The organism is Pedobacter sp. L105, assembly GCF_009765875.1.
Taxonomy (GTDB): domain Bacteria; phylum Bacteroidota; class Bacteroidia; order Sphingobacteriales; family Sphingobacteriaceae; genus Pedobacter.
This window is the reverse complement of the sequence record NZ_LMUP01000008.1, coordinates 623,399-635,400: the sequence shown is the minus strand read 5'-3', so window position 1 is coordinate 635,400 and position 12,002 is coordinate 623,399. Positions and strand designations below refer to the sequence as shown.

Genomic DNA, 12,002 nt, shown 5'->3' with positions numbered 1-12,002 from the left:
AAAATTTAAATATTCATAATATAATGTCATTATTCGGTAACAATAGGCAAATACAACAATAAGTTGTGTGTGCTGTCAATATGCTGTTTAGTATATTGGGTGTGATTAACTATTAACCTGAGCAATATTTTATGAAAAAACTTTTACAAATCGTATTCCTGTTGTTATTATGTGTCAGTTTTGCAATGGCGCAGGACAGAACGATTTCAGGAAGGGTAACGGGATCAGAAGATGGGAGACCACTTCCTGGTGTAACTATCCGCCTAAAAGGAGCACAAAGCGGAACTTCAACTGCTTCAGATGGCAGATTCTCTTTAAAAGTCCCGCCGGGTGCTAAAACATTGGAATTTGCTTTTATTGGTTATCTGAGTCAATCGAGGTCTGTGTCTTCTAATGATGTGATCAATGTGGTCTTAGAGCCATCATATAACGACTTATCGGAGGTACAGATCACCGGATACTCTACGGTGTTGAAGAAAGAAAACACCAGTTCAATCGCCACAGTCACAGGTGATGCAATTTCCAATTTACCAGTGACGAGTTTCAACCAGTCTCTGGCAGGCAGGGCGGCAGGTGTTCAGGTAAATACATCATCAGGTATTGTTGGTGCTCCTGTTAATATTCGCATCCGCGGTATTTCTTCATTGACTTCGGGAAGTCAGCCGCTGATTGTAGTTGATGGAGTACCTATTACGCAGAATAACAACGGACAATTATATAACTCTGCTGACCCCCTGGGGGATATCAACCCGAACGACATCGAAACACTGGATATTTTGAAAGATGCCGCTGCGACAGCATTATACGGTTCAAGAGGTGCAGCCGGCGTTATTTTAATTACCACACGGCAGGGTAAGGCTGGTATAACCAAAGTAACCTATGATACTTATTTTGGTTACAATGAGCCCTCTAAAAAAATTGATGTGCTCAATGCAGACCAGTACAACTCTGTGATTAATCAAAAACGCAGTAATGCGGGCTTAAGCGCAATTGCAGCGTATGGTGATTATGATGGTAATGGTACAGTTGATAAGGCTAGTACCGACTGGCAGGATGAGGTGTATAGGAAAGGCGGAATTATGAGCCATGAATTTGCTGTCAGCTCTGGTACTGAAAAAACCAGCGTATTTGCTTCTGCATCCTATCTGGATTACGATAACTACATCAGGGTTAATCAGGCCAGAAGGGGATCTGCCCGTTTAAATATTACGCATTCAGTGAATAACTGGTTTAAAGTTGGTATCAATACACAATATTCGAGAAACCTTCAGAATGGTTTGGGTTCCGGAACAGGCGGTACTTTATCGGGTATTCCTTATGGTCCGTTCTTTTATTACCCAAATGTGCCGGTTAAAGTGAATGGCGATTATTATACAGGTCATGGAGGAAATAGTTTAACGCTTAATATTCCCAATCCCCGGGCGGTATTGGATCAAAATTACGACAACTTTGATACCAAGCGCTTTCTGGGAAGTGGTTTCGCTGAGGTTAGCCTTTTGCCTGGTTTAAAAATTAAGTCGACTTATGGTGTTGACTATCAAACTGGATTATCTACCAATTACTGGAACAATGGTATTGGTGATGGTGCAGGACTAGGCGGGCTGGTGCAGGAGGTTTATAATGAAAGCCTGGTATGGAACTGGGCAAATACCATTACCTATAATAAGGTGATTGCTGAAGACCACACCATTAACTTATTGGGTGGTGCAGAATATAATAAAAATAGCACCAGATATCTTTATGCTCGTGCCAGTGGAGCATCAGATCCATTTTATACCCAGTTTATAGGTTCTGCTTTTACAAACTCCGTTGCTAATGGCGGCATACAGAACAATGGTTTCGACTCTTATTTCGGTAGTGCCAATTATAGCTATAAACAAAAATATTTAGCCACCGCTACCTATAGGGCAGATGCTTATTCAGGTTTTGGTATAGATCATAGAAGAGGAGGGTTCCCTTCGGGAGCTTTGGCCTGGAGATTTACCCAGGAAGACTTTTTAAAAAATAACAGTATTCTAAGCGAAGGTAAATTGAGGGCAAGTTATGGTTTGACAGGGAACTCTAATATCGGGAACTATCCATCCCTTTCCACCTATGCTCCGGTAACGTATGCAAATCTGGGTGGTGCGTCGCTGAGTAATCCCGGTAACCCGGATTTAAAATGGGAAAAAACCAGACAATTGGATATTGGTGTAGACGCAACATTGTTTGAAAAAGTTAATATCGTGCTGGATTATTATGATAAAAAGACCAATGATCTGATCTTAAATAATCCTGTACCGGCTACACTTGGATTCCCCAGCAATCAAGTTACAGAAAATATCGGGGCCATATCCAATAAAGGTTTTGAGTTTACCGCCAATGCAAGTCCAATCAATACTAAAAACTTTCAGTGGTACATTAACTTCAATATTGCCTATAATAAAAGTAAGGTTATTTCTACCGATGCCAATAATGATGATATCACGCCAACTGCCGCTACCTATTACAGTATAGCCAGACCAGGTCATGAAATCGGATCATATTATCTGATCAGATGGGCCGGTGTAAATGCCCAAACTGGTCTCGCGCAATTTCTGGATGCCAATGGAAATACAAAAATGTATAATCCTGCTACAGGTGCCTGGACTGATCCGGCAACAGGTAAAATAGTTTCTGCAATTACTTCAACGGATAAGGTTTTACTGGATAGATCGTATATCCCAAAATTTGCAGGCGGCCTGACCAATGATTTCAAGTATAAGAACATTGATCTGAGTGTATTCCTGCAATTTGCGACAGATTTTTATGTCTATGACAATACCCGCAGGGCTTTGCTTGGACAAACGAACTTCAACAACTCTACTGAAATATTAAACAGCTGGACCACTCCCGGGCAAATTACCGATAACCAGAAACTATATTATGGTGATGCCACATCTACGCAGGCTTCAACAAGATTTCTGGAAAGAGGCGACTTTATCAGGGGCAAAAATTTGCAACTGGGCTATTCATTACCTGTAGCGATAGAAAGAAAGATGAGTTTATCACGTGTAAGAATTTATCTGCAGGTTCAGAATGCTTTTACCATTACCGGATATAAAGGTACAAACCCAGAGGTAAACAGCAATAATACCGGTTCATCCGATGCGGATAGGAATATCGGTGGCGGTGTAGATAGCTATACGCCTTATTTAGCACGTACTTATGCATTGGGATTAAATGTTGGGTTTTAATCACTATTAAATTTATTATTATGAAAAAAAGATTTTTATCATATATATCCTTAGCTGCGGCTGTTATCTTATTGCAGGCGGCATGTACAAAAGTGACCGATATACAGCCGGTGGACAGAATTTCCAGCGATTTATCTTTCACTACTCCGGATAAAATTAACGCTGATGTGATTGGTGTATATGATGGTTTGCAAAGTCCTGAATTTTTAGCAGGACGTTCATTGGTTTATAGTGATGTGTTAGGAGAAGATGTTATTGATATAACAGGCTTTTTTAATACCATTTTCCACTATACCATGCTGGCTTCCGATCCCTATGCTGCAAACGAATGGACCGCAGGTTATGCTGCTATACAAAAAGCAAACCGCGTAATTGAAGGTATACAGGCAAACCTGTCTGTAGCCGGGACATCGGCAAACACCTATATTGGAGAATGCAGGTTTGCACGGGCTTTAGCTATGCTTACACTGGTAGATCATTACGCACATCCCTATAATTTCACTGCAGATGCATCCCATCCAGGTATACCTGTAATTATCAAATCTTCTGTAAACTTTACCAGTGCAGATTTAGTGGCCAGAAATACAGTGGCTGAAGTTTATACACAAATGATTTCCGATTTACAGTTTGCAGAAGCCAATCTTCTAGCCAGCCAGGGTGATGCGAATGTACAACGTGCCAATAAATATGCAGCTTCTGCCTTACTGGCAAGGGTATATTTGTACAAAGGCGATTATGCCAATGCAAAATTGGAAGAGGAGAAGGTGATTGGAGCCGGTGTATATCGTTTAAATGCAGATCAGTCGGCCTCATTTGGGCCGGGTAATTATCAGAGTTCTGAAAGTGTATTCTCTATTTCAAACAATGCAAAGGACAATCCAAATACGAATAATGCTTTACCTATGCATTATTCTCCAATTTCAGCAGGAGGAAGGGGTGATCTGGTTATCTCTAAAACCTTTTTAAATCTGCCAGGTTTTGCTGCTGACGATAAGAGGAGGAAGCTGATGACTGTAAATGGAAACTATACTTATACGGCGAAGTATCCTGATGTAGCTACCAGAGGAGACTGGGCACCAATCATCAGGTATCCTGAGGTGCTGTTAACTGCAGCCGAAGCCTCAGTACGTCAAACCAATGTTGTTGACCAGACAGCTCTGGACAGGTTAAATCTGGTAAGAGACAGATCGAGGGTAAGTGCAACGCAATACACAATGGCTGGTTTTCCTACAGCTCAGTCGTTTATAGATGCCATATTACTGGAGAGAAGGATCGAACTGGCTTTTGAAGGTCATCGCATAGAAGATCTTGGAAGAAATAAACAAGGCGTAACCGGGAAACAGGCAGATGATTATTCACCTATAACACCTGTACCTTATGGTGCTGACCACCTGATTTTTCCTATACCTCAATATGATACTAAATTAAACGCTAACCTGAAACAAAATCCGGGTTATTAGATCTAAACCATAAAAAGGTGCTCTCCGGAATAGCGGGGGCACCTTTTTTTATATTTCGAATTTACCTGTTGGTCTGCTATTCATGCAGTACCAGAATAGCTTTAACCGTTTTATTCATCACCTGGTTCACTGTGCTGCGGGTAAATAAACGATAAACAATATTGTGATGGTGTTTTACCAGGCATAGGATATCGGTTTCATGTGATTCTATAAAGTCAATGATCCCATTCAATGCGCTACTGTTGTTAATAGAATTAAATTCCAGTTCAGTATGTTTGATCAGGTCTTTTAATTTTGCTTCGCCTGTCCGTACAGATTTTTCGTCAGTTTTTTCAGCAACATAAAGCACCTGCATTTTGGCCGGGCTGAATGCCTTTACCATTTCATTTAATGCGTTTACATCTTCGGCAGATAACCTGGTTTCAAAATCTGTAGCCAGCGTAATCATAGGAGCCTTGTTAAACTTGCTTTCCAATGGGATAATCAGTGTAGGTGTTTTTACTTTGGTTACCATCATGCTGGCGTTACTGCCAACAATCCCTGTAATTCCCGTGGAACCGGTAATTCCCATTACTAAAAGTTCTACCGGGTGCTGATCAACATAACGGGTGATTACATTTTTTAAAAAACCTACATCACATAAAGTAATCATATTAACAGTAGCCGCACCCGAACCGGCAAAGCCATCTGCCCATTCTTTTAAAGCCTGTCTTTTATTGGCATAATAATTTTCAATAAAAATGGCATTATAAGTGCTGTTATTGATTCCTTCGGTAGGATGTATAGCGTGTATAACACATATATCAAGGTGAAGAACCTTCGCTAATTCCACTGCATAAGCCATTGCATTGGCGGCGCTTTTTGAAAAATCGGTGGCAACAAGAATCTGTTTCATTTTCGATTTAAATAAATAAGTGAAATAACATAAACAATAACAGTGCTAAAATTATGGCTACTGGTAAGGTCAGTACCCAGGCTAACGCGATGTTCTTTAATGTTTTACTATTTAGATTTCCCTTACCGCCAGAGGCTACCATAGCTCCTGCGATCCCGCTGGATAATACATGGGTGGTACTCACTGGTAAGCCAAAGGCAGTACTTAATCCGATAGTGGAAGCGGCTACAATTTCTGAAGTAGCCCCTTGTGCGTAATTCAGGTGTTCATTACCTATTTTTTCTCCAATAGTTACTACAATGCGTTTCCAGCCGATCATGGTCCCCAGGCCCAGGGAGAGCGAAATGATCGCAATTACCCAAACAGGGGCGAAGTCAGTGACGTGTTCCAGCTCCTTTGATGTAGCGTTAAGTGTAGCCCTATCATTTTGTGGAAGACTGCTTTTTTCATCTTTAACTATCGCCTTAATATCTTTGATAACACTTTCAAGCTGTTTGCGGTAGCTGTATGTTTTGGCTACATCTTTTTCATTTTTAGCAGCAAGAGAAACCTTAGCCTGGTCAATTTCCACGATAAGTTTTCCAAGAGCGTTCTTTTGACCTGGATCCCTGGTAATAGTTTTGTTTAGAACCTGTTCGGTTTGGTTAAAGGCGGTTAATACCTTCGCATTGGGTATGGTGTGGTTTACAGCAAATCTGGCTGGTAAAAAGGCAATTAGTATCAGCATAAACAAACCCACTCCTTTTTGTCCGTCGTTACTGCCGTGAAAAAAGCTAACCAGGGTACAGGTAGTAATAAGTAACAGCCTGATGTGAATAGGAGGGCGGTCGTTTTCCCCGGAAGGGATATGGAACAGGGCATGAGATTTAGTCACATGTTTTAAAAATAACATCAGTAAGGCTGCGGCACCAAATCCAATGATTGGAGATAAGATCAGTGATAAACCTATTTCCCCGGCTTTATCCCAGTTAACACCGGGGCCGTTATAATACCAGGTGAAGGCCAAGCCGGCGCCGATCATTGCACCAATCATGGTGTGTGAGCTTGAACAGGGAATGCCCAGGTACCAGGTACCGAGGTTCCATATGATAGAGGCCAACAGGACAGATAACACTAAACAAGCCCCCACGCTTACCGGAAGGGTCATGAGTGCATCAAGTGGCACCAGTTTTAAAATGCCCATTGCTACAGTAACCCCGCCCAGGAATACCCCTAAGAAATTCCATAATCCAGACCACGGAATTGCATAAACAGGTTTTAGTGCTTTTGTATAGATGACAGTAGCAACGGCATTTGCTGTATCATGAAATCCATTGACAAATTCAAAACCCGCTACAGCGAGTAAACAGATGATAAAAACTACCAGTAAATAGCCGCTGAGGTCAACACGGCCCATAAAGGGAAAGGTAACTGCAAGAATTGAAAGATACATAGGCTTGTGTTTACAATTGGCAAATCGTTAATAATCTGCTGCTTATATCAAATAAACACAACGCATATTTATTTAGGGCTAATTTTAGATTAACAAAATATTACTCTTTTATTGATTGTTGCAAAATTATTCGGGGAAAGCTTGTTAAGAACATTTAATACCCTGTTTTTTTTGACTAATTCCAAAATAATAATGGATTGATTTGTAAGGTATCTTTTTTCGAAAAATTTCTTGGTGAATATTTTGCAAATACAGTTTAAAGAAGAAAATGTTTTATTCTACTTATAAATAAGGCGGGTTATTGAAATTAGTAGCGTTATAAGTAGTTTTTTCCTGGTGTCTAAGTGGCTTTATTTGGAGTTATATCAAGATTTTGCTGTTTATGTAAAATTTATGTTAACATCCGGTATGTTCTGGCAAATTTTATGATAAAAATGCTTTCAATCATTCTATAGATTTATAAAATCGAACATTCTTGTTTGTTAAAACAAAACACACCAATAACCTAAACCTAGTTTTATGAATCAAAAGCTACTACTCAAAAAAATTATTTTTTCTTGTATTTGTGCTCTTTTCTTCTGCGGGTCTGCCTTTTCACAGACTATAGTACTGAAAGGGAAAGTGACAGATACAAAAGGAATCGGACTTCCCGGTGTATCCGTTAAGATCAAAGGAACCACCAAAGGAACTTTGACAGGTGCCGACGGTGCATTTTCTCTTCCTTACAAAGGAGAGGCTACATTAATTATCTCAGCAATTAGCTACACCACCAAAGAAATAGCGCTCTCATCGCAAAAAAACCTTACTGTTTCCTTAGAAGAAGATAACCAAAACCTGGATGAGGTTGTGGTAACGGCCCTGGGGATCAAGAGGGAAAAAAGAATGTTAACCTACGCTTCTACTGAAATTAAAAGTGACGAGCTGGTTCAAACCAAAGAGCCCAATCTTGTCAATGCACTGGCAGGTAAAGCATCGGGTGTTCAGGTAACCAGTTCCTCTGGTAGCCCAGGTAGTTCATCCAGGATTGTTATTCGTGGTGGATCATCACTATATGGTAACAATCAGGCTTTAATGGTAATTGATGGTATCCCTGTAGATAACAGCGAAACTGGAAATATTGCTTCAGGACCAGGTACAAACCGTATCGCAGATTTAGACCCTTCCATCGTTGAAAGCATGAACATCCTTAAAGGTAGTGCAGCAACAGCTTTATATGGTTCTGCCGGTGCAAATGGTGTGATCATCATTACCACTAAAAACGGTGGTGGCAGTAAAAAACCAACGATCAACTTTTCTTCAGACTTCTCTGTGGAAACGGCGATCATCCCTCAGATTCAGAATAAATACTCATTGGGTACCAATGGTGTATATTATGACGGCGTAACGAACAAAACCAGTACTTCTTGGGGGGCTGAAATGGACACCTTAATGATCAATGGTGCTAAAGCTAAAGTTTACGATCAGTCGGCTTTGTTTTTTCAAACTGGAAAAACCTACAACAATACCTTTAATATAGGTGGTGGCAGCGGAGAAAGCAACAGCTATTTTATTTCTTACGGAAACTTTAATCAAACCGGAACAGTACCAACAACAAAATATGTAAGAAATTCATTTTTTGGTAAGTATAGTGCCAAAATTTTAAAGAACTTAAATACTACTTTCTCCCTGAATTATACGAACTCAAATAAGAGCAGTCTTCCTGAAGGTTATGATCTGGGCAGTCCGGTGTGGACTATTTTCACTGCTCCTGTTTCTTATGACCTGCAGCCTTCTACCAATGCTGACGGAACGCAGCGTTTGTTTCGTTATTCAAGGAACAATCCATATTGGGTAGAAAATAATGTAGGTCAAACTGCAGCAGTAAACCGTTTCATGCCAACTTTTAATGCAGATTACAAACCTATCTCATGGTTAACGATCACAGAAAGATTTGGGGCAGACGTTTACACTGAACAGGATAACTACCATGAAAATGTTGGATCAGTTAGTAATCCTACAGGAAGAATCACTGTCAGCAATAATATTTTCAGACAATTTAATAATGATTTGATCGCAAGTGCAAGTCACCAATCCGGAGATTTTACCTTCGATGGTATATTGGGTAACAACGTTTTTTCACAATACTCTGAAAACTCCTACGGTAACGGTTTAGGGCTTACTGTAGCAGGTTTAAATAACATCAGTTCTGCATCTACTGTTACTTATACTGAAAACCATTATTTACAACGTAAGATTGGGTTCTATTTACAGGGCAATATCGATTACAAACACTTCTTGGAATTATCCCTGACAGGAAGATACGATGGTAATTCTGTACTGGCCGAAGGCAATAACTTTTATCCTTACGGATCTGCAGCAACAAGTTTTATCCTTTCTCAATTTTTTAATGATGGATTGAAGAAAGTAATGAACCTGGCCAAAATCCGCGTTTCATACGGTACTGTGGGTAATGACGGTAGTATTTCTCCTTACTCTTTAACTACAACTTACCTTACACAGTCGGGTGGTTCATCTGTTCGTAACATTAACTTCCCTTATGCAGGACAGTCAGGATTTTTACTCAACCAGACTTTAGCCAATGCAACATTAAAAAATGAGCGTCTGGATGAATTTGAAGCAGGTTTTGAAACTGGTTTCCTAAACAACAGGATTACTTTTGAAGGATCTTTTTATTCTAAAAATACAATAGGTGGTATTATCCCTACGGTAGGAATTGCCCCTTCTTCAGGATATGCCTATACCACGGTGAATTCTGCACAATTGCAAATCAGGGGTATGGAAGCCTCAATGAATATCGTTCCGGTAAAATCTAAAGACTTCCAGTGGGACATGACTTTAAACTGGTCAAAATACAAAAGTACAGTGGCTGAGATCTATCCTGGTATAGACCAGATTGCCAATGGTTTTACCACTATTGTTAAAGGACAATCTTACGGAACTATCGTAGGTACCCGTTACGCACGCAGTGCTTCAGGTAAAATCCTGACCGACGCTTCAGGTTTACCAGTTGCAGATGCTACACAAGGCATTATCGGTAACATCATTCCGAAATACATGGCCAGCATCAACAATAACTTCAGGTACAAACAATGGAATGCAAGTTTTTTCTTTGACTTCAAAAAAGGCGGGGATATCCAGAATAATGTAGATAGTTACGGGTATTTCTATGGAACGCCAAAGGTTACCGAAAACAGGGCACCAAGAGTAGTTGATGGTATCAATGAAGATACAGGATTGCCAAATACAGTTTCAGTAACAGGCCAAGCTTATTATCAGCGTTTAAATGGTATTACAGAATCAGTAATTCAGGATGGTACTTACCTGAAACTGAGAAATGCAAGTATCGGTTATAACATTAATCCTTCGAGTTTAAAGAAAGGCCCTTTCAAAGCGATATCATTGACTGTAACAGGACGTAACCTTTGGATCTATGCACCTCACTTTACCGGTGGCGACCCTGAAGTAAGTTCATTTGGTTCTTCAAATGGTTCACAAGGTATTTATTCCTTCTCTGTTCCTACTTCACGTTCTTTTGACCTTAGCCTGAAATTAACCCTGTAGTTCTACCTTAATTCAATTATCATGAAAAAAATATATATATTATTTCTGTCCTGCGGTCTGATCGGATTCAGCGGATGTAAGAAATTTGTGGATGTCAATCAGAATCCTAATAGCCCTACAGTAGTATCAGAAGGATTGATCCTGTCTCCTGTAGAGACTTCTATCTCTTCCAGCTTATATGCGGGAAATGCGAGTAATATCGTATTGGAATATATGCAGGTAATGGCATTGAACCAGCCTTATCCTAATGCAGGTACTTACCTGATGTACAATTACGACATCAATGGCGACTGGACTACATTGTACACTACAGAATTGAACAACCTGATTGTGCTGACTAAAAAAGCACAAACTAATGGTAACTATAACTATTCGGGAATTTCTCAGATCCTGACTGCTTATTGTTTAGGTACGGGTACAGATTTTTGGGGTGATATGCCTTACTCTCGGGCATTCCAGGGAATTGCTAACCTGAAACCGGCTTATGATACGCAAAAACAAATCTATGCAAGCATCCAAACTTTATTGGACGCCGGAATAGCTGACATTGCTAAAAACTCAGGGACTGCACCAGGTGCAGATGATTTCTATTATGGAGGTAACATGGCTGCATGGACCAGATTGGCCCACACGTTAAAAGCCCGTTATTACATGCACTTAACTAAAGCCCCGGGAAATACTGCCGCAGGACAAGCACAATTGGCTTTAACTGAACTAGCTAATGGAATGGCGTCTACCAGCGATGATATGAGAATGACGTATACCGGTTCTGCAGGTACAGAAAATCCTTTTCAGCAGGATTTTATCTCTTCTGCTACGATGATCCTGAATACTACTTTTGTTGATGGATTTAAAACACGTAATGATCCTCGTTTAAGTAAAATGGTTGCACCAGCTACTGAAACAGGATTGTATACAGGACGTACCATCGGATTAGATGGAATTGGTGATCTGGAAACCTATTCACGTCCAAGTGATTATTATGCAGGGATTGGGGCAAATGTTTACATGGCTACTTATGAAGAAGCTTTGTTCACTAAAGCAGAAGCAACTTATTATGTTTCAGGATATGCTGCTGCAGCACCGATCTACCAGTTGGCGATCAATACGCACATGACTAGAATGGGTGTGAGCAGTGCTGATGCAGCTACGTATATCGCTTCCAGGGCGTTAACCAGCAGCAATGCTTTAGAGTTGATCATCGAAGAAAAAGGTATTCCTAATTTCTTATCTACAGAAACATGGGTTGACTGGAGAAGAACAGGATATCCGCCTTTGACAAAAGTATTAAACGCATTATCTGATATTCCACGTCGTTTATTATATCCTCAGGTGGAAGAAACTTCTAATCCTCAGGCGGTTCAGTCGGCTAAGCTGACAGACAGATTGTGGTGGGATGCTGCTCAGTAGATTCATTTAATTTTTTCATAAAACCCCTT

At 40.2% G+C, this 12,002-nt stretch carries 6 protein-coding genes; 4 read left to right on the top strand and 2 right to left on the bottom strand.

Annotated features, from left to right (window positions below):
- Nucleotides 1-131: 131 nt before the first annotated feature.
- Together GSQ84_RS17900 and GSQ84_RS17895 are read left to right on the top strand one after the other, a co-directional pair.
- Nucleotides 132-3,215 (top strand): TonB-dependent receptor, encoded by a 3,084-nt coding sequence (locus GSQ84_RS17900; protein ID WP_158798636.1) that lies wholly within the window; start codon nucleotides 132-134, stop codon nucleotides 3,213-3,215.
- Between the two features lie 20 nt (nucleotides 3,216-3,235).
- Nucleotides 3,236-4,675 carry a RagB/SusD family nutrient uptake outer membrane protein gene (locus GSQ84_RS17895; protein ID WP_158798635.1) on the top strand — a complete coding sequence of 480 codons (1,440 nt, stop codon included), beginning with the start codon at nucleotides 3,236-3,238 and terminating at the stop codon, nucleotides 4,673-4,675.
- Between the two features lie 76 nt (nucleotides 4,676-4,751).
- Here GSQ84_RS17895 and GSQ84_RS17890 read toward each other — a convergent pair whose 3' ends face one another.
- Both GSQ84_RS17890 and GSQ84_RS17885 read right to left on the bottom strand, forming a co-directional pair.
- Nucleotides 4,752-5,570: a universal stress protein gene (locus tag GSQ84_RS17890; protein ID WP_158798634.1), complete on the bottom strand. Its 819-nt coding sequence runs from the start codon at nucleotides 5,568-5,570 to the stop codon at nucleotides 4,752-4,754.
- A gap of 7 nt (nucleotides 5,571-5,577) precedes the next feature.
- Nucleotides 5,578-7,002, bottom strand: coding sequence for an inorganic phosphate transporter (locus tag GSQ84_RS17885; RefSeq protein WP_158798633.1), 1,425 nt, complete (start codon nucleotides 7,000-7,002; stop codon nucleotides 5,578-5,580).
- A gap of 519 nt (nucleotides 7,003-7,521) precedes the next feature.
- Here GSQ84_RS17885 and GSQ84_RS17880 point away from each other — a divergent pair.
- Complete coding sequence (locus tag GSQ84_RS17880) at nucleotides 7,522-10,563, top strand: SusC/RagA family TonB-linked outer membrane protein (protein ID WP_158798632.1); 3,042 nt, start codon at nucleotides 7,522-7,524, stop codon at nucleotides 10,561-10,563.
- A gap of 21 nt (nucleotides 10,564-10,584) precedes the next feature.
- Nucleotides 10,585-11,973, top strand: a complete 1,389-nt coding sequence (locus GSQ84_RS17875) for a SusD/RagB family nutrient-binding outer membrane lipoprotein (protein WP_158798631.1) — start codon at nucleotides 10,585-10,587, stop codon at nucleotides 11,971-11,973.
- The last annotated feature ends 29 nt before the right edge of the window (nucleotides 11,974-12,002 follow it).